The following is a 22,424-nucleotide window of genomic DNA, read 5'->3' as shown; positions in this document are numbered from 1 at the left end:
GCGCGGCCGGCGCCGCCAGGCGTCATCAGGAACAGCGGAAGGTCGCCACACCCTGGTAGTTGGCGCCATTGGCCAACTGCACCTTGTAGGCAGTCAGCAGCAGGTAGCGGCCAGTACCGCCGTCGCCCAGCATCAGCTGCGCACCCGTACCACTCGACAGATAGCCGCCGGTGATGCTGCTGGACGCCGGCGAAATGATGGTCGTGGAAGCCGTTACCTTGCCCGTGCTGCCGCCGGCGCTGGCGTCGATGGCCATCACGACCTTGGCGCCGGAACCATCGAAGGCGATGCTGGCATTGCCGCTGGACGTACCGAAGTTGGCGCTCGACGGGACACTGGCGCCGCCCGTGTAGCTTGGCGCCGTGAACGTGCCCGCGTCGCAGGTGAACGTGCCGGCCGCTGGCAGTGCGGCGAGCAGGTTATAGGCGACGTAATGTGCACTGGCATTGTTGCCGCTCAACGTCGTGGCACTGGTACTGCTGCTGAACGCGCCCTTGAACCAGCGTCCCTGCGCGAAAGTCGCGTCGCCGCTGATTTCCCGCGTCACGGACGGGTTGCCCGTCAGGATGATGCTGCCGATGGTGCTCAAGGCGCCGGAGGTATCCTGTACCAGCGGACTGGCCTTGCCATTGCTCTGCAAGCCGATCGACGTAAACACGAAGCGGCTGTTGTCGCCATTCGCGAAACGGGCACTGACGGAACCCGTGTTGTCGCCGGCCGTTGGCGTGACGGGGACCACCGGCGGCACGACGGGCACCACGGGCGGGTTCACGGCAACTGCCGGATCCGATGGGGAAGACGAGCCGCCACCGCCGCAGGCAACGAGGGAGCCGGCGATGAGGGTGAAAACAAAAGCGTGATTCAATTGCATACTATTCCAATAATAAAGACGTGACGCGTCCTTGGCACATGCCAAAAACTTAACGCGAAGCATTATGCAATATTTCTTACAAGAATGCTTGCCCAAAAGAAAATCACTAATACCAACAATGTGACTATAGCGCGCACATCGGTACCGTGGCGCCGCGCTGAAGGTAGAATACAAAGCTACAGTCCGCTTTTCGCTCGCCAATTTCAATTCCATGCAATCACCGATCACCATCCGCCTGGGCCGCCGCGCCCGCGCCCGCATCGCCGAATACGGCGTGCGCGCCAGCGACATCGCCATCGTCCCCGCCGCTGCGGGCGGGCCGAAAGGACTGATCCTGCACCAGCTCGACTGCTGGCTGTTCGGCGATTTCCTGGCCAGAGCGGCACGGCCGCGCCACTTCATCGGCGCCTCAATCGGCGCCTGGCGCATGGCTGCCGCCGTGTTTCCCGACCCGGTGGCCGCGCAGCGCCGCCTGGTGCGCGAATACGTGGGCCAGCGCTATCCGGACAAGCCCGATGCCGCGCACGTCAGCCGCACCTGCCGCGCCCTGCTCGACGCCGTGCTCGATGGCCAGGACGCGCAGCTGCTGCGGCACGGCCAGCACAGCCTGGGCGTGCTGGCCGTGCGCGGCATCGGCGCGCTGGCGCAGCCGGGCAAATGGCGCGACCGGCGCGGTTTCCTGCTGGCGGCGGCCAACAATGCCGTGGCCCGCGCGCGCCTGGCCGCCTCGCTCGAACGCGTGGTATTCCATGCGGGCGCCGATGGCGCCAGCTGGCTGCGCTCGCGCTTCGACGCCTTCCATGCGCACTTCGTGCCGCTGGCGCAGGACAACCTGCGCGACGCCCTGCTCGCTTCCGGCTCCATCCCGCTGGTGCTCGACGCGGTGCGGGACATCGCCGGCGCGCCGCCCGGGCGCTACTGGGATGGCGGCCTGGTCGACTACCATCTGCACCTGCCGTACCAGCGCGAACCGGACCTGGTGCTGTACCCGCATTTCGCCGACCACATCGTGCCAGGCTGGCTGGACAAGAGCATGCCGTGGCGCCGCGCGCGCGGCGGCGACAGCGCGCTCGACAACATGATCCTCGTCTCGCCGTCGCCCGCCTTCATCGCCAGCCTGCCGAATGGCAAACTGCCGGACCGGCGCGACTTTCCCCATTACGGCCAGGACCATGCGGGGCGCATGCGCGACTGGCGCCGCGCCATCGCCGAAAGCGAGCGCATGGCGGCCGCCTTCGCCCGCTGGGCCGAGCATCCCGACCTGCGCCAGGCGGGCGATCTGTAGCACGGGCGAGACTGCAACAGGCGCAAAAACAAGCGCGCTTTTCCCTCGCCTATTGGTCACTTATCAGTGCATACTATGTCGCACAGGCAATTTAAATCCCTTTGCGACAGGAGTTCCGACCATGCACGCCCTCTCCCACCTTCGTATCGGCACGCGCCTGGCAGCGGGTTTCGCGCTGGTGCTGCTGCTCTCCGTGATTTCCACCTCGTACGCGCTGTACAGCGCGCATGTCAATGCCGAGGCGACCCGGCAAATGATGGAAAAACCGCTGGCCAAGGAACGCCTGGTGTCGGACTGGTACGTGCTGATTTATTCGGCCATCGCGCGCACCTCGATGATCGCCAAGAGCACCGATGAAACCCTGTCGAACGTCTTTGCCGAAACCATCGCCGACAGTACGAAACAGGGCAGCGAACTGCTGAAGAAAATCGAAACCCTGCTCGACAGCGATGAAGAAAAAGCCATCTTCAAATCGTCCGTTGCCGAGCGCGTCAAATACCAGGATGCCAAGACCGTCGTCATGAATGCGCGCAAGGCGGGCAACGCGGCGCAGGCGGAAAGCGCCTACCGCGACAGCTTCGCGCCGGCCGCCACCAGTTACCAGAACAACGTCAAGGCCCTGCTGGCGCAGCAACGCAAGGCCATCGACGCCACGGCGCAGGCCATCGAGGCGGCCAATCAACGCAGCTTCACCCTGCTGCTGACCCTGTGCGCGCTGGTGGTGGCGCTGGGCAGCGTCTGCGCCTGGCTGATCACGCGCTCGATCACCGTGCCGCTGCAGGCGGCCGTGAAGGTGGCCGAAACGGTGGCCGACGGCGACTTGCGCACGCATTTCGGCCCGGCCGCCAGCGATGAAATCGGCGACCTGATGCGCGCCCTGCACGGCATGAACGAGGCACTGCGCAAGGTGGTGTCGGAAGTGCAGACGGGCACCAACGCGATCGCCACGGCGTCCGGCGAAATCGCCGCCGGCAACCAGGATCTGTCGGCGCGCACGGAGCAGCAGGCCAGTTCGCTGGAAGAGACGGCATCGTCGATGGAAGAACTGACCAGCACCGTGAAACAGAACGCGGACAATGCGCGCCAGGCCAACCAGATGGCGGTGGCCGCGTCGGGCGTGGCCGAACGGGGCGGCAGCATCGTCAGCGAGGTGGTCGACACCATGGGCGCCATCGACACGGCATCGACGAAGATCGTCGATATCATCGGCGTCATCGACGGCATCGCCTTCCAGACGAATATCCTGGCCCTGAACGCGGCCGTCGAGGCGGCGCGCGCCGGCGAGCAGGGACGCGGCTTTGCCGTCGTCGCCACGGAAGTGCGCAATTTGGCGCAGCGTTCGGCCGCGGCGGCACGTGAAATCAAGGCCCTGATCGGCGACTCGGTGGAACAGGTCAACAACGGCACGCGGCTGGTGCGGCAGGCCGGCAGCACCATGGGCGAAGTGGTCGACAGCGTGCGCCGCGTCACTGACATCATGGCCGAGATCACGGCCGCCAGCGCCGAGCAAAGCATGGGCATCGACCAGGTCAACCAGGCGATTGCGCAGATGGACCAGGTGACGCAGCAGAACGCGGCCCTGGTGGAGGAAGCGGCGGCTGCCGCCGAAAGCATGCAGGACCAGGCCGCGCGCCTGGCGCAGGTGGCGGCCGGCTTCCAGCTCGAACACGCGGCCGTGGCAGCGGCGCCGGTACGCGCCACGCGGCCGGCCAGGGCGGCCATCGCCGCCACGCCCACGCTGGCGCCGCAACGCCAGCCCCAGGCCACGGCGCGCAAGCCGGCCGCGCCCAAGGCCGCCGGCACGACGAATGCCGCAGCGCACAAGACGCCATCGCACATCGCCGGCGACCAGGACTGGGAAGAGTTTTAAGAGCGCCGCGCAATGTCTGCCGGCCACCGTGCCGGCGGCCTTGAAAGTATTTGACAGCGGGGCCAGGCGCGCCGATACTGGATTCAGGTGGGACTGGCGCGCCACCGCGACATGAGCAAGCCGGCGCCTCTCAGGGAGAGACCATGCGCCCCTATCTTGCCACCGTCCGGTGCCTCACGTGCCTCGGCGCCGTCCTGCTGTGCGCCGTGTTCGCAGCCTGCAGCGTTACGCCGCCCGCCAGCCTGCCCTCCATCTTCAACGACAGCGATTTCGCGCCGGCCATCGGCGTCGACGCCGGCGCGGTGCTTGCCCTCGACGACGCCATGCGGCAGTATGTGCAGACGGAGGTGGGACGCGAACGGCGCAACAAGAATCCCCGCGTGGCGCTCTACGATGCCCTGTACGACAAGTCGCAGCTGAAGCTGGAATATGATGCGGCCAAGACGCGCAATGCCAGCGAAACGTTTGCCGCGCGCAGGGGTAACTGCCTGTCGCTGGTGATCATGACGGCGGCGCTGGCCCGCGAAATGGGCTTGAAGGTGCAGTACCAGGAAGTGCTGGGCGAAGAAAACTGGAGCCGCAGCGGCGACATGTATTTTGTCGCCGGCCATGTCAACCTGGTGCTGGGACGGCGCCTGGACGACAATCCCAACAATTACGATACGAATGGCATGATGGTGATCGATTTCCTGCCGTCCGGCGACGTGGCCGGCTACCGCACGCGCGAGATCAGCGAAGCGACCATCCTGGCCATGTACATGAACAACCGCGCCGCCGAAACCATGAGCGAAGGCCAGCTGGCGCAGGCCTATTGGTGGGCCAGGAGCGCCATCGTGCAGGACCCCTCATTCAGCGGCGCCTACAACACCCTGGGCGTGATCCAGTTCCGCCATGGCGACCTGGCGCAGGCGCGCCGCACCCTGGCCCACGCGCTGGCGCGCGCGCCGGACAATACCGTGCTGCTGTCCAACCTGGCGCAGGCGCTGGAAGCGTCGGGCATGGTCGAGGAAGCGCTGCCGCTGCGCCGCCGCCTGCTGGCGCTGCAGCCGCAGCCGCCCTTCCACTACTTCAACCTGGGCAAGCTCGCCATGCAGCAGGGCGACTACAGGCAAGCCATCCGCCTGTTTTCGCGCGAAATCGCGCGCGACCCGTACTACCACGAATTCCATTTCTGGCTGGCGCAGGCGTATGCGCGCATGGGGCAACTCTCGCTGGCCGGCAAGCAACTGGAACTGGCGCTGGACAACAGCACCACGCGCAGCGACCAGGGCCTGTACGCGGCCAAGCTGCAGCGCCTGCGCGCCGCCACGGCGCACTAGTCTTCGAGGAACATCTGCTGCAGGTCGTTCAGGAAGCTCAATCCCAGTTGCGTCGGGCGGATGAGCTGGTGGTCGCGGTACAGCAAGCCTTTCGCCTCGGCCGCATTGAGCGGCTTGTCGATGGCGTTGATGGCCAGGCCCGTGCGCTCGGCGAACAGATTCGGCGAGAAGCCCTGCGTCAGACGCAGGGTGTTGAGCATGAATTCAAAACCCATCTCCTCGCGCGCCAGCTCGCGCTCTTCCTGCACCGGGTTGCCGGCGCTGACGGCTTCCATGTAGGCCTTCGGCTGCTTGTAGCGGGCCTGGCGCAGCACGCGGTGCGGGAACGAGATTTTACTGTGCGCGCCGGCGCCGATGCCCAGGTAGTCGCCGAACTCCCAGTAGTTGCGGTTGTGCCTGGCCTGGCGGCCCGGCTGCGCATACGCCGACACTTCATAGCGGCCATAGCCCGCCTGCGCGGCGCGCGCGGCCACCATGTCGGCGATGTCGGCGCTCTCGTCGTCGTCCGGCAGCACGGGCGGGTACTTGGCGAACAGGGTGTTCGGTTCCAGGGTCAGGTGGTACAGCGACAAATGCGGCGGCGCGAACGACAGCGCCGTCTCCAGGTCCTGCTGCGCCTCGGCCAGGGTCTGCGTCGGCAGCGCGTACATCAGGTCGAGGTTGAAATTGTCGAAATGCGCATGCGCGATATCCACCGCGCGGCGCGCCTCGCCGTCATCATGGATGCGGCCCAGTGCCTGCAAATGGCGGCCGTTGAAACTCTGGATGCCGACCGACAGGCGGTTGATGCCGCTGGCCCGGTAGGACTTGAACTTGTCCGTCTCGAACGTGCCCGGATTGGCTTCCATGGTGATCTCGCAATCGGGCTCCAGGGGCAGCAAGGTGCGCACGTCCGACATCAGCCGGTCCAGGCCCGCCGCCGACATCAGGCTGGGCGTGCCGCCGCCGATGAAGATGGTGTGGATCTTGCGGCCCCAGATCAGGGGCAGCGCCATTTCCAGGTCCAGCCGCAGGGCCGCCAGGTAGTCCGCTTCCGGGAAGCTGCCGCGCACCTCGTGCGAATTGAAGTCGCAATACGGGCATTTCTTCACGCACCACGGGAAGTGGATGTACAGCGACAGCGGCGGCAGCGCCGTCAGGTTCAGGGCGCCCGGCTGCAGGTAGCGCAGCGCCGCGCCGGCCGCGCCGGAAATGCCTTCCTGCGGCGCGGGAGCGGCGCCGGGCTTGGCGGCAGGCTTGGCGGCAGCGCCCACCAGTTTGATCGGAATCATTGCACGGCCCGCAGTTTCTCGACCAGCGCGCGCAAGGCCTGGCCACGGTGCGACAGTCCGTTCTTTTCCACGGACGTCAGCTCGGCCGCGCACTTGCCCAGCGCGGGAATATAGAAATGCGGATCGTAGCCAAAGCCGCCCTGGCCGCGCGGCGTGGCGATCATCTCGCCATTCCAGCGGCCGTCGGCGATCACCGGCTGCGGGTCATCCGCATGGCGCACATAGACCAGCACGCAGTAGTAGTACGCGGACTTGTCCGCATGCGCTGCCAGGTCGGCGATCAGCTTGGCGCTGTTGGCGGCATCCGACTTCGGCTCTCCCGCATAGCGGGCCGAGTACACGCCCGGCGCGCCGCCGAGCGCATTGACGCACACGCCCGAATCGTCGGCCAGCGCCGGCAAGCCCGTCAGGCGTGCCGCGTGGCGCGCCTTGTGCAGCGCGTTTTCAACGAAAGTATGAAATGGCTCGTCGCATTCGGGCACGTCGTACTCGCCCTGGGCGTGCACGGAGAAACCGATGGTCGAGAGCAGCTCGTTGAATTCCTTGAGCTTGCCGGCGTTGTTGGAGGCGAGGATGAGGCGTTGAGTCATTGACAATATCCGGGTTGGGCCAGCCCTGCGCGGAACTGCGGGGCTGTATGAAGTGCCGACATTGTAAACCTTTTGCGCGGCCCCTACCCTGGCCTGCCGCTGCCGCAAAAAGCGGCAGCCGTGGGCTTTTTGCCCGGCACGGCGGGCGGCGATGTGTAAATCTATGTAAAGATCAGATGAAAGATCAGATACCCAGCGCCTGCTTCTGCATGGCGATCAGATCGGCGATGCCGCCCTGCGCCAGGTCCAGCAAGCGGTTCATGCCGGCGCGGTCGAATGCGGCGCCTTCGGCCGTGCCCTGGACTTCGATGAAGTGGCCCGCTTCCGTCATCACCACGTTCATGTCCGTATCGCAGCCCGAATCTTCCACGTAGTCCAGGTCCAGCACCGGCATGCCCTGGTAGACGCCCACCGAGATGGCGGCGACAAAGCTTTTCACGGGGATGGCGGTGATCGCACCGCGCGCCTGCAAGTGGGTGAAGGCGTCATATGCGGCCACCATGGCCCCCGTGATCGAGGCCGTGCGCGTGCCGCCGTCGGCCTGGATGACGTCGCAATCGAGGTGCAGGGTGCGTTCGCCGAACGCCTGCAAATCAAAGGCGGCGCGCAGCGAGCGGCCGATCAGGCGCTGGATTTCCTGCGTGCGGCCGGACTGCTTGCCGCGCGCCGCTTCGCGGTCCATGCGCGTGTGCGTCGAGCGCGGCAGCATGCCGTACTCGGCCGTCAGCCAGCCCTGTCCCTTGCCCTTCAAAAAGCCAGGCACCTTGTCTTCGATGCTGGCGGTGCAGATGACCTTGGTGTCGCCGCACTCGATCAGCACCGAACCTTCGGCATGCTTGGTGTACTGGCGGGTGATGCGGATGGCGCGCAGCGCGTCGACGGCGCGGCCGCTCGGGCGGGATTCAAATGTCATGGGGTGTCCTGTGTGATTGGGGTTGCGGCAGCGATTCTAACACCGCGCGCCCGCATCTTTGCAGCCATGCAACAGCACGGGGCCGCCCTGGCCAGCGACGGCGATGATGCACACATGATCCCTACAATCCTGCCCCGCCGTACACAATTTTCTTTACAATGCCGTAAAACGCACACTATTCAGCAATTTTCAGGCCATCCGGCGATCCGGTCCTGTTTTACGGCGCGGGCGGGTATTGCCTGCGCTGGCTGATTAAGTGTATAAGTGACTGTATACAAGATCAAATCGGGGAATCCTTTGAGCATTTCAAGCATGACAGGCTACGCGGTTGCCACCAGCGAAGGTGCTGCAGGCACACTGACAATTGAAATCAAGAGCGTCAATTCGCGCTTTCTCGACCTGCAATTCCGCATCAATGACGATTTGCGGGCGCTGGAGCCTGACTTGCGCGCCGCCGTCATGTCCGCCATCACGCGCGGCAAAGTCGAGGTACGCCTGAGCTTTGGCCGCAAGGCCGCGACCGCCGGCACGCAGGCGCTGAACGTACCCCTGCTGGCGGAACTGGCGCGCCTGCAAAACGAAGTGGGCCAGCATTTTGTCTCCGCGCCCGTCATGACGGTGGCTGAACTGCTGCGCTGGCCCGGCGTCATCGAAGAGGCGCAAGTGGGCCAGGAATCCCTGCAGGCCGACGTGGGCGCGCTGACCCGCCGCACCGTGGCCGCCTTCGTTGACAGCCGCAAGCGCGAAGGCGCGGCGCTCGAAGCCGTGCTGGTGTCGCGCATCGAAGCGATGGAAGCCATCGTCAAACGTATTACCCCGCTGATCCCGCAAGTGGTGGCGGCCTTCCAGCAAAAAGCCATCGAGCGCATGCAGGACGCGCTGGGACTGGCCAGCCAGGGCTCGAATTCGGCCCTGTCGCGCCAGGACGCCATGGAGCGCATCCGCCAGGAAGTGATTTTGTATGGCATCCGCATCGACGTGTCGGAAGAACTGGCCCGCCTGTCGGCGCACCTGGGCGAAACGCGCCACATCCTGACCAAGGGCGGGCAAGTGGGCAAGCGCCTGGACTTCATGATGCAGGAACTCAACCGCGAAGCCAACACCCTGGGCGCCAAGGCGTCCGTCAAGGAACTGGCCGACGCCTCGATGGACCTGAAGCTGCTGATCGAGCAGATGCGCGAACAAGTGCAGAACCTGGAATAAGCCATGCTTGCTCCACGCACATGGGCACTCGCCGGCGCCGTTCTGGCGCTGCTGGCGGCAGGCGCGCAGGCGCAAACGGCGCAGCAGCCGTCGCCTTACGCGATCGAAAGCTGCACCTTCGGCTGCTTCGTGCTGAAAGAACGGGGCGCCGCCATCTACACGGGTACCGATGCCGCCTCGTACCGCATCTGCTCGCGCAGCAGCCTGGGCGCGGAAGTGTCCGTCGACAGCACCGTCGTGCGCCTGAACAACCGCGACTGCACCGATGTGAACGGACGGGCCATCGTCCTGAATGCCGGTGAAATCGCACTGGGCCGCTTGCCCCGCTGAGGCAAACACGGCAAGCTGGTTTTTTGCCATGCCGCCGGCAAGGACTGGCTCAGCGCCTTGCCTCTTGGTAAAATAGCGGATTGGGCGCCGCCTGCGCAGGCAAGCGCGCCAACATCACACGATTATGGAAAGATCCGCATGAGCCACCCTACCGCTTTCTCCGGCAGCCTGTTCGTGGTTGCCGCGCCTTCGGGCGCTGGCAAATCGACACTGGTCAATGCATTGCTGGCGCAAGAGCCCGGCATCAAGCTGTCGATCTCGACCACCACGCGCGCGCCGCGTCCGGGCGAGCAGCATGGCCGCGAATACTATTTCACGACGGCGGAAGACTTCGTCGCACGCGCCGAACAGGGCGAATTCCTGGAATGGGCGGAAGTGCACGGCAATTACTACGGCACCTCGCGCATCATGGTGGAGCAGCAGATGGCCGCCGGCACCGATATCCTGCTGGAAATCGACTGGCAGGGCGCGCGCCAGGTGCGCAAGCAATTCCCCCGCGCGGCCGGCATTTTCATCCTGCCGCCATCGATCGACGCGCTGGAAGAGCGCCTGAACAAGCGCGGCCAGGACGAGCCGCACGTGATCACGCGCCGCCTGCTGGCAGCCGGCGGCGAAATCGCACACGCTCCAGAGTTCGAGTATGTTATTATCAATGAAGAGTTTACGGTCGCTTTGTCCGAACTGAGCGCGATCGTGAGAGCGGCCCGTTGCCGGTTTGCGCAACAAGCGGCCCGCAACGCATCGCTATTCGCCCAGCTGGGCCTGCACGCGGAATAATCGCCGCCACCGCACGCCAGTTCATACACAGCACCACGCAAAACAATTTTAGGAGTTACCATGGCCCGTATCACAATCGAAGATTGCCTGAAGCAGATCCCTAACCGTTTCCAGCTGACCCTGGCCGCAACTTACCGCGCACGCCAGTTGTTGCAAGGCCACACCCCAAAGGTGGAAGCCAAGGACAAGCCTACCGTTGTCGCACTGCGCGAAATCGCTGCCGGTAAAGTCGGCATCGAAATGCTGAAAAAGGTCCCGATGTAATTGGGAACCCGCGTGCCGGAACAGTGCTGACCCCTGGTTCTACCGTATCCTTTATTCACACTGTGAAGCAACGCGACGTTTTATGAGTCTGACCCCAGCCGACACGACTTCCGCAGCACTGCCGCCCCTGGCTTCGCGCCAGGCGGCAAAATCCCAGGGCGCTTCCGCGCCCGGTACCGGCACGTCCGGCAGCAATGCCCCCGCAACACCGCCAGCACCCGCGCTGGGCGTGGCTTCCGTCAGCCACCTGGCCGACAAGCTGGCCGAATACCTGTCCCCCGCCGACCTGAAAAAAGTCAAGGAAGCCTACCGCTTCTCCGACGAAATGCACCTGGGCCAGATGCGCCGTTCGGGCGAGCCGTATATCTCGCATCCGATCGCCGTCGCCGAAATCTGCGCCGACTGGAAGCTCGACGCGCAAGCCATCATGGCCGCCCTGCTGCACGACGTCATGGAAGACCAGGACGTCAAGAAGGATGAATTGATCGAGCGCTTCGGCGCGCCGGTGGCGCACCTGGTCGATGGCCTGTCGAAGCTGGAAAAGATCGAGTTCCAGAGCCAGATCGAAGCGCAGGCGGAAAACTTCCGCAAGATGCTGCTGGCCATGGCCTCCGACGTGCGCGTGATCCTGATCAAGCTGGCCGACCGCCTGCACAATATGCGCACCCTGGACTTCATGACGGCGGCGAAAAAGCGCCGCATCGCCAGCGAGACCATGGAAGTGTATGTGCCGATCGCGCACCGCCTCGGCCTGAACAACATTTATCACGAGCTGCAGGACCTGTCGTTCTCGCACCTGTACCCGATGCGCTACCGCACCCTGGCGAAAGCCGTCAAGGCGGCGCGCGGCAACCGGCGCGAAGTGGTCAACAAGATCATGGAAGCGGTGAAAAGCACCCTTTCCATGGCCGAGCTCGACGCAGAAGTGACGGGCCGCGAAAAGACCCTGTACGACATCTATAAAAAGATGCGCAGCAAGCATTTGTCGTTCTCGCAAGTGCTGGACGTGTACGGCTTCCGCGTGGTGGTGAACAGTTTTGCCGACTGCTACGTGACCCTGGGCACCCTGCACAGCCTGTACAAGCCCATGCCGGGCAAGTTCAAGGATTACATCGCGATCCGCAAGCTGAACGGCTACCAGTCGCTGCACACGACCGTCATCGGTCCCTACGGCACGCCGGTGGAATTCCAGATCCGCACGCAGGAAATGCACCGCACGGCCGAGTCCGGCGTGGCGGCGCACTGGCTGTACAAGAGCGGCGAATCGAACCCGTCCGACCTGCAGCAGCGCACCCATGCGTGGCTGCAATCCTTGCTCGACATCCAGCAGCAAACGGGCGACTCGGCCGAATTCCTCGAACACGTCAAGGTCGACCTGTTCCCCGATTCCGTCTACGTATTTACGCCGAAGTCGAAGATCATCGCCCTGCCGCGCGGCGCCACGGCCATCGACTTCGCCTATTCGATTCACACGGGCATCGGCGACCAGACCGTGGCCGTCAAGATCAACAATGAAACCTCGCCCCTGCGCACCGAGCTGCACAATGGCGATATCGTGGAAATCATCACCGATTCCTCGTCGCGCCCCAGCCCGACGTGGCTGTCGTTCGTGCGCACCGGCAAGGCCCGTTCGGCCATCCGCCACCATCTGCGCACGATCAACCTGCCCGAATCGATCGCCCTGGGCCAGCAATTGCTGTCGCAGGCGCTGCACACCCTGAACATCGACGCCGACCTGCCGGCGCCACTGGTCGAACGCCTGCTCAACGAGTCGAGCGCCAACTCCATGGACGAGCTGTACGCGGACATCGGCATCGGCAAGCGCATGGCCACCCTGGTGGCGCGCCACATCTTTGGCCTGATCGGCGGCGAAGCGGCCAGCATGCCAGTGGAACACAATAGCGGCAGCGAGCTCGACCCTGTCACCATCTGCGGCAGCGAAGGCGTGTCCGTCCAGCTGGCGCCATGCTGCTTGCCGATTCCCGGCGACCAGATCATCGGCCAGCTGCGCCGCGACCAGGGCTTGCTGGTGCACACCAGCGACTGCTCGCAAGCCAAGCGCCAGCGCGCCAAGGAACCGGACCGCTGGATCGCCGTGCGCTGGGGAACCGAACTGAACCGCCGCTTCGACTGCCGCATCAAGGTACTGATCAACAGCGAACGGGGCATCCTCGCCCGCGTCGCCGCCGAAATCGGCGAATCGGACGCCAACATCATCTATGTGGGCATGGACGAAGACAAGGACAACGTCCTCGACCAGCTGCGCTTCACCGTGCAGGTCAAGGATCGCGTCCACCTGGCCGCCCTGCTGCGCAATGTGCGCAGAGTAGCGGGCGTGAACCGAATCCTGCGCGAGCGTAACTAAGAATTGTTGGCAAAGAGCTGGGGTCAGACCCGCCGGGGGAATACGTCCCAATGGGGCGCATTCCAATCGCGAAGCGACTGACCCAGGCCCTTATGTTTTGCTGATGCGAACGTTATTAATTAACACAGCAAAAAGCCGGGCTCAGACCCGCCGGGTGTATAGCCGGGACACATAGGTAACACTTGTCGGGAGACATGGGTAACACCTTTTATGATGATTGCACCGCCACGAACTGGAGCGTGCAATGCCCTGGAAGGAAACCACCCTCATGTCTACCCGACTGGAATTTGTCCTGCTGGCACAGCAGCCAGGCGCCAATATCGCGGCGCTGTGCCGCAACTTTGGCATCAGCCGCAAGACGGCGTATAAGTGGCTGGAACGCCACCGCGGGCAAGGCAACAGCGGTCTACAGGATCGATCGCGTCGCCCACATGCTTCACCGGCAAGTACACACGCTACACTTGAAGCGGCCATTCTGGCGCTCAATGCTGAGCACCCTTACTGGGGCGCACGTAAGCTGCGTACCTTGCTGCTATGTGAGGCCAAACCACCCCATCACAGCACTATCGATGCTGTCTTGCGTCGTCACGGACGCACTATCCTGGGCGCACCCGTCAGGCAGGAAGAGGTCGCGCCGTCGCGTTTTGAGCATGCCGCCCCCAATCTGCTCTGGCAGATGGACTTTAAAGGGCATTTCGCCTTGACCGATGCACGTGCCGGACGCTGTCATCCACTGACTATTCTCGACGATCACTCGCGCTATAACTTGTGCTTGAGCGCATGCGGCAATGAGCAGCGCAGCGCCGTGCAAACGGCGTTGCAGGCGACCTTTGAACGCTATGGTTTGCCAGAGCGGATGACGGCCGATAATGGCGCACCTTGGGGTACCTCGGGGCGTGCAGGGCTGTCGCAGTTGGCAGTGTGGTTGATACGGCTGGGGATCCGCGTGGGCCACAGCCGGCCGCATCACCCGCAAACACAAGGCAAGGATGAACGATTCCACCGCACGCTGAAGCTGGAACTACTGCAACGCAACGGCTTCGAATCGCTCGACGCCTGCCAGCTTGCCTTTGACCGCTGGCGGGAGCGTTATAACACGGTACGCCCGCACGAGGCCCTACAGCAACAAACGCCGATCAGCCGCTATCGCGCTAGCGGCAGGGCTTTCCCGAGCGTGCTGCCACCGATCGAGTATCCATCGGGTGATACTGTCCGCAAAGTCAGCGACAAGGGAGAAATTTCTTTCCAGAACCGACGCTACTTTATCGGCGAGGGCCTGAGAACACAGTTGGTGGCCATCAAGCCAACCACGATTGACGATGTGTATGAGGTGTTCTTCTGTCACAAGGAAATACGGCGAATCAACCTGCGTGATTCGCCGTAAAATGGAAGTCTGATGTGTAACCTATGTCTACCGACAAAGTGTTACCCATGTCTGCCGACTAAACACCCGCCGGGTCTGCCCCCGGATCTCCGCTGCTGGCTACCGACTCCTTTCCGCAACTCACTGTAAAAACGCCTGGTCGCCTACCGCAAATTCAGCATTGAGTGCCTCACGCAGTTGTCCAATGCAACGCTCGCCCAACTCATCCTGAAATAACGTTTGGTATTTCTCTTGCCGTTCAGACGCGTCACGTCCAAGCGTCAAATACAAGGAATGCGGAGACAGCAGATCATCATTTACGCCCTGCGCATTGCTCCGATAGCTGGACCAGCAATATTGCCCAGGCAATGCCACGATACCGCCCCTGACGGGATTAAGTTCGATATAGCGCTGGCAAATCAATAAATAACGCTCGCCCTGCACCAGGCAAGACTTGTAGCGACCTTCCCACAAGCTGCCGGTGCGTCCATAACGCCAGTTGAAATACTGCCCATAACGCTGGTTCAGCATTTTCATCAGCGACGACAGGGAGATTGTGCTTTGCGTGGAGAGCAAGAGATGCACATGATTGCTCATCAACACATAAGCATGCAGATGGCATGGCGCAAGCACCAAACAACTGCGCAGATAATCAAGATAGCGCTGCTTGTCCTGCCCATCAGGAAAGCATGCTTGGCGATTCACTCCACGCTGCACCACATGCAGCGGAACACCGGGCAAGACGAGGCGAAGGCGGCGGGGTAGGGCAACTCCTGATACCAACTAAATGATCAGTGTGTCCGCGTGCGCATCAGCCACCCTGCGTCACCGCAAACTACCCCTCCCCCGGCGCCGGATACGTCACTTCCAGCAATTCCAGTTCCTGCGGGCCCTGCGGCGTGTTGAGGGTGATGACATCCCCTTCGCGCGCCTTGGTGATGGTGCGGGCCATGGGCGAGATCCAGCTGATCTTGCCATTCAAGGGGTCGAATTCATCGATGCCGACGATGGTGATGGTGTGCGTCTCGCCGTCCTCTGTCCGGTAGGTAACAGTGGCGCCAAAGAACACCTGGTCACTGCCATGGTGCACGCTGGGGTCGACGATGGCGGCCAGGTCCATGCGTTTTGTCAGGAAGCGGATGCGGCGGTCGATTTCGCGCAGGCGCCGCTTGCCGTAGATATAGTCGCCGTTTTCCGAGCGGTCGCCATTCGACGCCGCCCAGTGGACGATGCGCACCACTTCCGGACGGTCGACGTCGATCAGCTGCAGCAGCTCTTCCCTGATGCGCTGGTAACCGGCCGGCGTGATGTAGTTCTTCGCGCCGGGCGGAATGGCCAGCGCCAGGGCGGCCGCTTCCTCATCGTCGTCGTTGTCCGATTCTTTTACAAAGGCTTTATTCATCCGTCTATTGTAGCCCCGCCAGACGGTGCCTGGCACACCGCAAGCGGGGGCAAGCGGGCTTTTTTGACGTATCATCGTGGCAATCGCGGCAAACATCCGCCGCGCACGGAGACGGATGAAAAAATTCTACAGAGTCAGGCGCTGGCTGTTCGCGCCGCTGGTCTACCTGGCCGCCATTTTCCTGCTGGCCGAGGAATGGCTGTGGGCGACGGGCGCGCGCATCATGCAGGTGGTGGCGCAGTTTCCGCCGCTGCATGCGCTCGAAGCGTGGATCAAGCGATTGCCGCCGTACTGGGCGCTGGCCATCTTCGTGCTGCCGGCCGTGCTGCTGTTTCCCGTCAAGCTGCTGGCCTTGCTGGCCATCGCGCGCGGCCATGCGTTTTCCGGCATCGGCGTGATCGTCGTCGCCAAGCTGGGCGGCGCGGCGGCCGTCGCGCGCCTGTACAGCCTGACGCGCCCTACTTTGCTGAGCCTGCCATGGTTTGCGCGCTGGCATGGCTTGTTCATGGAAACCAAGGACCGCTGGATCGCCCGCCTGCGCGCCACGCGTCCATGGCGCCGGGTCAGCCGCCTGTCGGCCGCGCTGGGCCGAGCACGCCGCGCCTGGTGGCAGCGCCTGCGCAAGCGCACGGCCGGCCGCCATGATTCCCGCCCGGCACGGGTACTGCGCCGTTTCGCCGCCTTCTGGCGCGCCCGCCGCTGATGCAGAAAGCCACCACCATGCCCGACTTTCCCAAGCTGGCGCCCGCCATGCGCGCGGCGCCCGCCGAAATCTACCTGTATGACGCCGCCAGCCTGCAATTGCTGGACGCCAACGATGCCGCCTGCGAGAACCTGCAATACGCGCGCGAGCAATTGCAATCGATGACGCCGCTGACCCTGGCGCCGCAACTCGATGCGCAGCAGCTGGCCGGCGTGCTGGGCTCGCTGGATGACAGCATCGGTGCGCAAGCCCGGCTGCATGTGCAGCAGCGGCGCCGCGATGGCAGCCTGTATTCGCTGTCGCTGCAATTGTCGCGCACCAGCCGCCTGGGCCGCGCCTTGCTGCTGGCCGTGGCCGAGGACTTGCGCACGCCGCAGGCGACGGCCGCCGCCCTGGCCCAGGTGCAGTCGCGCTTCAATGCCATCGTTTCGAATACGCCGGGCCTGGTGTACCAGTTCTGCCTGCATGCGGATGGCCGCGCCGCCTTCGCCTACCTGAGCGATGGCTGCCAGGCCCTGCTGGGCTTGAGCCCGGCGCAGCTGCATGCACGCCCGGAACTGTTTTATCAGCTGATCCTCGCCGATGACCGCGCCTCCTATCTGGAATCGATGCAGGCGTCGAAAGCGGCCCTGTGGAGCTGGAACTGGGAAGGCCGTATCTGGGTCGATGCCTGGAAAGACGTGAAATGGATCAACCTGCGCTCCACGCCGCGCGCGCTGGCGGACGGCACGGTGCAGTGGGAAGGCATCATGACGAATATCACGGAAAGCCGGCTCGAGCAGATCGAGGTGCGCCAGTCGCGCGCCCGCCTGGCTGAACTGACGGCGCATATCGACAAGGTCAAGGAGCACGAACGCACGCGCCTGGCGCGCGAACTGCACGATGACCTGGGCGGCAACTTGACGGCCATCAAGATGGCGCTGGCCATGCTGGCGCGCCGTTTGCCGCCGGACGACCCGCAGTTGCAGGAAAAGGCCGACTATGTCGACGCCTTGGTCGACCGCAGCATCGACGCCGTGCACCGCATTTCGCTGGACTTGCGCCCGTCGATGCTGGACCTGGGCCTGGTCGCCGCGCTGGACTGGCAAGTCAAGGAATTCGCGCGCCAGGCCGGCATCGCCTGCCAGTTCGTCTCGAACCGCCAGCATATCGAGCTGGAGCTGGACCAGGCCACCAGCCTGTTCCGCATCGCCCAGGAAGCGCTGACGAATATCGCCAAGCACGCACAGGCCAGCAAGGTGACGGTGCGCCTGGCCCGGCAGCGCCAGCACCTGCGCCTGACCATCGCCGATGATGGCGTCGGCATGCGCCTGTCCGACCGCGCCAAACCGCAATCGTTCGGCATCCGCGGCATGGCCGAGCGCGCCAGCGCCCTCGGCGGCAGCCTCAGCCTGATGGATGGCCCGGACGGCGGCACGGTGGTGAACATAAAAATCCGGCTGGCCACGCCGCGAGAGGCGATAATAGCGGCTGCAGCCAGCGCGCCAGCGCACAGCGGACCGCCGTAAGGCAAGACGGACGCGCCTGGCGCGAGTGAATCAGATAGGAAACAATGCAGTCATGAAAGAAAAAGCCACCATCCGCGTATTCATTGCCGACGATCATGCGATCGTGCGCGAAGGCTTGAAGCAGATCCTGGCCGATACCCGCGACATCATCGTGGCCGGCGAGGCGGAAAATGGCCACGATGCCATCAAGCTGTTCCGTGGTTCGAAATGCCAGGTGATGCTGCTCGATATCTCCCTGCCCGACCGCAGCGGCATCGACGTGCTCAAGCAGATCAAGAAGGAAAAACCGGAACTGGCCGTGCTGATGCTGTCCATGCACCGGGAAGACCAGTACGCCATCCGTTCGCTCAAGGCGGGCGCGGCCGGCTATCTGACCAAGCAGAGCGCGCCGCGCGAACTGGTCACGGCCATCCGCCAGGTGGCGCAGGGCTTGAAGTACATCAGCGCCTCGCTGGCCCAGGAGCTGGCCAACACGGTGGGCGAAGACCATGAAACGGCCCTGCACGACACCTTGTCGGACCGCGAATACCAGACCCTGGTGATGATTGCCTCGGGCAAAGCCGTCGGCGTGATCGCCGAAGAACTCAAGCTGTCCGTGAAAACCGTCAGCGAATACCGCGCCCGTCTGCTGGTCAAGATGAAGCTGAAAAATAGTGCCGAACTGACACACTACGCCATCCGCAACCAGCTGGTCGATTGACGGCAAAGGGGCATGCCCGCTGGCATCTGGCGAATTGAACGGACTTATCCTTGCTTCTCGCACAATAAGTTCTTTGCCAACTCGCATATCATGGGGATAATTAGAAAATATCTAAAAAGGCTTTGCCTACATGTCCAGTAAATTGCCATCTCCGCCAGCAGGCGCCCCTGCCGGCGCCACGAATACCGCCGCTGGCACGCCGATGAATCCGGCCGATATCGCCCGCGAAGCATTTCGCCGCCTGGCGACGCGCCGCATCGCGCCGACGCCGAGCGCCTACCGCGATATCTACAATGAAATCGCCGGCATCACGGAACCGGCCGACACGCCTGCCGCCCCTGCGGCCGTGCTGGCCGCCAGCGCTCCCACGGAAAGCGGTGCGGAAAATGTCCTGACGCAATTCGCCGCCAAGATGAGCGAATCGGCAGGCGAACTGGGCGACTTTGGCCGGCGCTTCCAGCGCGCCCTCAAGGCACGCGACTGGGACAGCTATGCGCGCACCCTGGCCCAGCTGGCGGAAAAACAGGTCAAGAAAGGCGGCGGCATCGAATTGCCGCCCCTGCCGGACGGCGAACAGACGCGCACCCTGCGCGAATTGCTCAGCCGCACCTTGGGCTTTGCCGTCGCCACCTTGCTGACGGGCACGCCCGCGCTGGTGGAAGAGGCCGAATCCCTGGGCGCGGCCATCAAGCAGGCGCACACGGAAGAGGCACTGAACGAAGCGGCCCTGCGCCTGAAGCAGCTGTGCTACCAGATCGAACTGAAAAGCGGTGACACGGCCGAGCAGCAGGAATTGCTGCTGCGCCTGTTCAAGCTGTTGCTCGACAACGTCAGCCAGTTGCTGGACGACGACAGCTGGCTGCGTGGCCAGGTCGATGCCGTGCAAAACCTCATCGCCGGCCCGCTGGACCAGCGCGCGCTGGAAGACGCCACGCGCAGCCTGAAGGAAGTCATCTACAAGCAGGGCCAGCTCAAGCACAGCCTGTCCGACGTCAAGCTGACGGTCAAGAACATGATGATGACCTTTATCGACCGCCTTGGGCAAGTGGCGGCCAGCACGGGCGACTTCCACGAAAAGATCGGCGGCTACTCGGAAAAGATCAGCCAGGCGGAAAACATCAGCGAATTGAACAGCGTACTCGACGAAGTGCTGCGCGAAACGCGCATGGTGCAGAACGAGGCGTTGCGCGCACGCGACAAGATGGTGCTGGCGCGCCAGGAAGTGCAGGATGCGGAACAGCGCATCCACACCCTGGAAGCCAAGCTGCAGCATATGAGCGAGCTGGTGCGGGAAGACCAGCTGACAGGCAGCCTGAACCGCCGTGGCCTGGACGATGTGTTCGAGCGCGAAACGGCACGCTCGGACCGCCGCGGCACGCCGCTGTGCATCGCCATGCTGGACCTGGACGACTTCAAGCGCCTGAACGATACCTATGGCCACCTGGCCGGCGATGCGGCGCTGAAACACCTGGTGAAAATCGTCAAGGAAACCCTGCGCTCGATGGACGTCATCGCCCGCTTCGGCGGCGAGGAATTCCTCATCCTGCTGCCGGAAACCACGGTCGACGCGGCCGCCTCGACCATGACGCGCCTGCAGCGCGAGCTGACGCGCCACTTCTTTTTGCACGACAACGAGAAAGTGCTGATCACCTTCTCCGCCGGCGTGGCCCTGCGCCACCCCAACGAAGACCAGGCCGAACTGGTCAAACGCGCCGACCGCGCCATGTACCAGGCCAAGCAGACTGGCAAGAACCGGGTGGTGGTGGCGGAGTGAGGCTGATCCCGCCCCATCCGCATGCCGTCCCGCCATCTGGCCGGACGGCATTTTTCATGTGACAGCGCTTCGCGCCTGCGGCCAAGCGCAAGAGAAATATCAAAAAAGCCACTCCCCCCCCTTGGACGTACGCGACCGGCCCAGCAAAACAATTCAAAAATAAAACTATTTTTACCCTCAAGTTTCCAAAAATCATGCCGTCTAACGCGCCGCACACTGCAAACTGAAGGGCAGAAAAATAAAATTTAAAGCGTTTTTCGCCATAAATTTTCCCGCAGAGCAACCGTTACCCTAAACAACAGCGGCTTGATTGTCCCGGAACAGCGGGGCAGGCCAAAGTGACTAGCACATAGCGCAATGTAGTACCTGTCTGGAGAATTAACATGGCTGCAGTAATTAACACCAACATCGCTTCCCTGAACTCGCAACGCAACCTGGGCGCCTCGCAAGCATCCCTGAGCACCTCGCTGCAACGCTTGTCCTCTGGCTTGCGCATCAACAGCGCCAAGGATGATGCTGCTGGTCTGGCGATTTCCGACCGCATGACGTCGCAAATCCGCGGCATGACCCAAGCAACCCGCAATGCAAACGACGGCGTCTCGCTGGCCCAGACGGCCGAGGGTGCACTGTCGAGCTCTGGCGACATCCTGCAACGTATCCGCGAACTGGCAGTACAGTCGTCGAACTCGACCAACTCGTCGAGCGACCGCCAGGCGCTGCAAACCGAGGTGACGCAGCTGAACTCGGAACTGAACCGTATCGCCACGACCACCTCGTTCAACGGCCAGGCACTGCTCGATGGCACCATGGGTACGGCCAACTTCCAGGTCGGCGCCGATGCCAATCAGTTGATTTCCGCCAATGGCGCGAACTTCCTGACCAACACATATGGCAATAACCGCGTTGAAAACAACGCTGTTGCAGCCAAACTGACCACGACCAACGTCGTTGCAGCCAAGGATGTCACCGTCAACGGCAAGCTGGGTACCGAGAAGTACACCACCGTCACAGGCGATACCGCTAAATCGATCGCTGCCGCATTGAATGCAAAAACGGCAACCACCGGCGTCACCGCCACGGCAAAAACCGAAGCCAACCTGGATCTGGGCGCGGAATCGTACTCGTTCAAATTGAACGGCGATAATGCCTCAGCTGCTGATGCTGTGTCTGTTTCGTTCACCGTCACCGGCGCCGCCAACCAGGCTGCCGACTTTGCCGCCGGCATCAACGCGATCAATGCACAAACCGCCAAAACGGGTATTACGGCAAGTTTTGACGCCAAAAATCCAGGCATCAAGCTGAGCAATTCGAATGGCGCCGATATCCAGGTGACGAATGGCACCACGGCCGCCGTCAAGCTCAACGTTAAAACCTACAACCTGGATGGTACGACCTCGGCCGCCGCCGACGCCAAGGGCGTAGCTGGCGTTGCGATCGCCAACGGCAGCGTGACGTTCGATTCGGACAGCAGCTTCTCCGTGACCGACGCGGGTTCCGGCCTGGGCCTGGGTGCCGCAGCTGCGGGAACAACAAATGCCGGTTCGGCGCTGAAATCCGTTGCCTCGCTGGACGTCACAACCTTTGCGGGTGCGCAGTTGGCGCTGAAGATCACCGATGCGGCACTGTCGACGGTCAACAGCCAACGCGCTCAGTACGGCGCCTTGCAATCGCGCTTCTCCTCGGCGATTTCGAACCTGCAATCGACGACGGAAAACCTGTCCGCATCGCGCAGCCGCATCGTCGATACCGACTTCGCAGCAGAAACTGCCAGCCTGACCCGTGGCCAGATCCTGCAACAAGCTGGTACCGCCATGCTGGCGCAAGCAAACTCGCTGCCTAACGGCGTGTTGAGCCTGCTGCGCGGCTAATCTTCGATTAGTCTCGTCACATCGCTGGACTCAGGTTCCCCTGCCGAT

The 22,424-nt window shown here is 63.3% G+C and carries 20 protein-coding genes; 14 read left to right on the top strand and 6 right to left on the bottom strand.

Features of this window, described 5'->3' with window-relative positions; all coding sequences use genetic code 11:
* Positions 1-25: 25 nt before the first annotated feature.
* Entirely contained in the window at positions 26-871 is an 846-nt protein-coding gene (locus tag ACQ4WR_RS16480; RefSeq protein WP_436488502.1) for a hypothetical protein, read from the bottom strand.
* A gap of 211 nt (positions 872-1,082) precedes the next feature.
* Here ACQ4WR_RS16480 and ACQ4WR_RS16475 point away from each other — a divergent pair, with 211 nt between their 5' ends.
* The 3 genes from ACQ4WR_RS16475 (at position 1,083) to ACQ4WR_RS16465 (ending at position 5,345) form a co-directional block, all read left to right on the top strand.
* Positions 1,083-2,156, top strand: a complete 1,074-nt coding sequence (locus ACQ4WR_RS16475; protein ID WP_436488500.1) for a patatin-like phospholipase family protein — start codon at positions 1,083-1,085, stop codon at positions 2,154-2,156.
* Between the two features lie 121 nt (positions 2,157-2,277).
* Entirely contained in the window at positions 2,278-4,026 is a 1,749-nt protein-coding gene (locus ACQ4WR_RS16470; RefSeq protein WP_436488498.1) for a methyl-accepting chemotaxis protein, read from the top strand.
* 143 nt (positions 4,027-4,169) lie between these two features.
* Entirely contained in the window at positions 4,170-5,345 is a 1,176-nt protein-coding gene (locus tag ACQ4WR_RS16465; RefSeq protein ID WP_436488496.1) for a tetratricopeptide repeat protein, read from the top strand.
* On the opposite strand, the gene hemW is transcribed toward ACQ4WR_RS16465, so the two are convergent.
* The 3 genes from hemW to rph form a co-directional block, all read right to left on the bottom strand.
* Positions 5,342-6,616, bottom strand: a complete 1,275-nt coding sequence (gene hemW / locus ACQ4WR_RS16460) for a radical SAM family heme chaperone HemW (protein ID WP_180979418.1) — start codon at positions 6,614-6,616, stop codon at positions 5,342-5,344. The genes ACQ4WR_RS16465 and hemW overlap by 4 nt on opposite strands.
* Positions 6,613-7,206, bottom strand: a complete 594-nt coding sequence (gene rdgB / locus ACQ4WR_RS16455) for an RdgB/HAM1 family non-canonical purine NTP pyrophosphatase (protein ID WP_102294883.1) — start codon at positions 7,204-7,206, stop codon at positions 6,613-6,615. Before rdgB ends, hemW begins: the two co-directional genes overlap by 4 nt.
* A 184-nt stretch (positions 7,207-7,390) precedes the next feature.
* Positions 7,391-8,119, bottom strand: coding sequence for a ribonuclease PH (gene rph, locus ACQ4WR_RS16450; RefSeq protein WP_436488494.1), 729 nt, complete (start codon positions 8,117-8,119; stop codon positions 7,391-7,393).
* 312 nt (positions 8,120-8,431) lie between these two features.
* On the opposite strand from rph, the gene ACQ4WR_RS16445 reads away from it, so the two are divergent.
* The 6 genes from ACQ4WR_RS16445 to ACQ4WR_RS16420 all read left to right on the top strand — a co-directional run bounded on the left by ACQ4WR_RS16445 (position 8,432) and on the right by ACQ4WR_RS16420 (position 14,442).
* On the top strand, positions 8,432-9,322 hold the full coding sequence (locus ACQ4WR_RS16445) for a YicC/YloC family endoribonuclease (RefSeq protein WP_102294880.1): 891 nt from the start codon (positions 8,432-8,434) through the stop codon (positions 9,320-9,322).
* A 3-nt stretch (positions 9,323-9,325) separates the two neighbouring features.
* A complete protein-coding gene (locus ACQ4WR_RS16440) occupies positions 9,326-9,652 on the top strand; it encodes a hypothetical protein (protein ID WP_436488492.1) in 327 nt (108 codons plus the stop codon).
* 138 nt (positions 9,653-9,790) lie between these two features.
* Positions 9,791-10,429 carry a guanylate kinase gene (gmk, locus tag ACQ4WR_RS16435; protein ID WP_175533142.1) on the top strand — a complete coding sequence of 213 codons (639 nt, stop codon included), beginning with the start codon at positions 9,791-9,793 and terminating at the stop codon, positions 10,427-10,429.
* Positions 10,430-10,489: 60 nt separating this feature from the next.
* Entirely contained in the window at positions 10,490-10,693 is a 204-nt protein-coding gene (gene rpoZ, locus ACQ4WR_RS16430; RefSeq protein WP_010400723.1) for a DNA-directed RNA polymerase subunit omega, read from the top strand.
* A gap of 82 nt (positions 10,694-10,775) precedes the next feature.
* Positions 10,776-13,058, top strand: coding sequence for a RelA/SpoT family protein (locus ACQ4WR_RS16425; RefSeq protein ID WP_436488490.1), 2,283 nt, complete (start codon positions 10,776-10,778; stop codon positions 13,056-13,058).
* A gap of 244 nt (positions 13,059-13,302) precedes the next feature.
* Positions 13,303-14,442, top strand: a complete 1,140-nt coding sequence (locus ACQ4WR_RS16420; protein WP_436488488.1) for an IS481 family transposase — start codon at positions 13,303-13,305, stop codon at positions 14,440-14,442.
* 120 nt (positions 14,443-14,562) lie between these two features.
* On the opposite strand, the gene ACQ4WR_RS16415 is transcribed toward ACQ4WR_RS16420, so the two are convergent.
* Positions 14,563-15,138, bottom strand: coding sequence for a transposase (locus ACQ4WR_RS16415; protein ID WP_436488766.1), 576 nt, complete (start codon positions 15,136-15,138; stop codon positions 14,563-14,565).
* 118 nt (positions 15,139-15,256) lie between these two features.
* Entirely contained in the window at positions 15,257-15,823 is a 567-nt protein-coding gene (gene greB / locus ACQ4WR_RS16410; protein WP_436488486.1) for a transcription elongation factor GreB, read from the bottom strand.
* A 115-nt stretch (positions 15,824-15,938) separates the two neighbouring features.
* Between greB and ACQ4WR_RS16405 the strand changes: the two genes are divergently transcribed.
* The 5 genes from ACQ4WR_RS16405 to ACQ4WR_RS16385 all read left to right on the top strand — a co-directional run bounded on the left by ACQ4WR_RS16405 (position 15,939) and on the right by ACQ4WR_RS16385 (position 22,376).
* Positions 15,939-16,526 carry a hypothetical protein gene (locus ACQ4WR_RS16405; protein WP_436488484.1) on the top strand — a complete coding sequence of 196 codons (588 nt, stop codon included), beginning with the start codon at positions 15,939-15,941 and terminating at the stop codon, positions 16,524-16,526.
* Positions 16,526-18,034 carry a sensor histidine kinase gene (locus ACQ4WR_RS16400; protein ID WP_436488482.1) on the top strand — a complete coding sequence of 503 codons (1,509 nt, stop codon included), beginning with the start codon at positions 16,526-16,528 and terminating at the stop codon, positions 18,032-18,034. The genes ACQ4WR_RS16405 and ACQ4WR_RS16400 overlap by 1 nt, the downstream gene beginning before the upstream one ends.
* Positions 18,035-18,086: 52 nt before the next feature.
* A complete protein-coding gene (locus tag ACQ4WR_RS16395; protein ID WP_102298846.1) occupies positions 18,087-18,734 on the top strand; it encodes a response regulator in 648 nt (215 codons plus the stop codon).
* A gap of 202 nt (positions 18,735-18,936) precedes the next feature.
* Positions 18,937-20,508: a GGDEF domain-containing protein gene (locus ACQ4WR_RS16390; RefSeq protein WP_102298848.1), complete on the top strand. Its 1,572-nt coding sequence runs from the start codon at positions 18,937-18,939 to the stop codon at positions 20,506-20,508.
* Positions 20,509-20,891: 383 nt separating this feature from the next.
* Positions 20,892-22,376, top strand: a complete 1,485-nt coding sequence (locus ACQ4WR_RS16385; protein ID WP_436488480.1) for a flagellin N-terminal helical domain-containing protein — start codon at positions 20,892-20,894, stop codon at positions 22,374-22,376.
* Positions 22,377-22,424: the final 48 nt, after the last annotated feature.

Source organism: Janthinobacterium amylolyticum (assembly GCF_051380655.1).
In the GTDB taxonomy this organism is placed as follows: domain Bacteria; phylum Pseudomonadota; class Gammaproteobacteria; order Burkholderiales; family Burkholderiaceae_D; genus Janthinobacterium.
The sequence above is the reverse complement of the archived record's forward strand: the minus strand, read 5'-3'. Positions and strand labels throughout refer to the sequence as shown.

Excerpts from the sequence above, each read along its gene's own strand:
- ACQ4WR_RS16440 (WP_436488492.1), top strand. The coding sequence starts at position 9,326 with ATGCTTGCTCCACGCACATGGGCACTCGCCGGCGCCGTTCTGGCGCTG.
- ACQ4WR_RS16445 (WP_102294880.1), top strand. The coding sequence starts at position 8,432 with ATGACAGGCTACGCGGTTGCCACCAGCGAAGGTGCTGCAGGCACACTG.
- ACQ4WR_RS16385 (WP_436488480.1), top strand. The coding sequence starts at position 20,892 with ATGGCTGCAGTAATTAACACCAACATCGCTTCCCTGAACTCGCAACGC.
- rdgB (WP_102294883.1), bottom strand. The coding sequence starts at position 7,206 with ATGACTCAACGCCTCATCCTCGCCTCCAACAACGCCGGCAAGCTCAAG.
- rph (WP_436488494.1), bottom strand. The coding sequence starts at position 8,119 with ATGACATTTGAATCCCGCCCGAGCGGCCGCGCCGTCGACGCGCTGCGC.
- ACQ4WR_RS16480 (WP_436488502.1), bottom strand. The coding sequence starts at position 871 with ATGCAATTGAATCACGCTTTTGTTTTCACCCTCATCGCCGGCTCCCTC.
- ACQ4WR_RS16395 (WP_102298846.1), top strand. The coding sequence starts at position 18,087 with ATGAAAGAAAAAGCCACCATCCGCGTATTCATTGCCGACGATCATGCG.
- rpoZ (WP_010400723.1), top strand. The coding sequence starts at position 10,490 with ATGGCCCGTATCACAATCGAAGATTGCCTGAAGCAGATCCCTAACCGT.
- ACQ4WR_RS16400 (WP_436488482.1), top strand. The coding sequence starts at position 16,526 with ATGCAGAAAGCCACCACCATGCCCGACTTTCCCAAGCTGGCGCCCGCC.
- ACQ4WR_RS16475 (WP_436488500.1), top strand. The coding sequence starts at position 1,083 with ATGCAATCACCGATCACCATCCGCCTGGGCCGCCGCGCCCGCGCCCGC.
- greB (WP_436488486.1), bottom strand. The coding sequence starts at position 15,823 with ATGAATAAAGCCTTTGTAAAAGAATCGGACAACGACGACGATGAGGAA.
- gmk (WP_175533142.1), top strand. The coding sequence starts at position 9,791 with ATGAGCCACCCTACCGCTTTCTCCGGCAGCCTGTTCGTGGTTGCCGCG.
- ACQ4WR_RS16405 (WP_436488484.1), top strand. The coding sequence starts at position 15,939 with ATGAAAAAATTCTACAGAGTCAGGCGCTGGCTGTTCGCGCCGCTGGTC.
- ACQ4WR_RS16425 (WP_436488490.1), top strand. The coding sequence starts at position 10,776 with ATGAGTCTGACCCCAGCCGACACGACTTCCGCAGCACTGCCGCCCCTG.
- ACQ4WR_RS16390 (WP_102298848.1), top strand. The coding sequence starts at position 18,937 with ATGAATCCGGCCGATATCGCCCGCGAAGCATTTCGCCGCCTGGCGACG.
- ACQ4WR_RS16465 (WP_436488496.1), top strand. The coding sequence starts at position 4,170 with ATGCGCCCCTATCTTGCCACCGTCCGGTGCCTCACGTGCCTCGGCGCC.
- ACQ4WR_RS16420 (WP_436488488.1), top strand. The coding sequence starts at position 13,303 with ATGCCCTGGAAGGAAACCACCCTCATGTCTACCCGACTGGAATTTGTC.
- hemW (WP_180979418.1), bottom strand. The coding sequence starts at position 6,616 with ATGATTCCGATCAAACTGGTGGGCGCTGCCGCCAAGCCTGCCGCCAAG.
- ACQ4WR_RS16470 (WP_436488498.1), top strand. The coding sequence starts at position 2,278 with ATGCACGCCCTCTCCCACCTTCGTATCGGCACGCGCCTGGCAGCGGGT.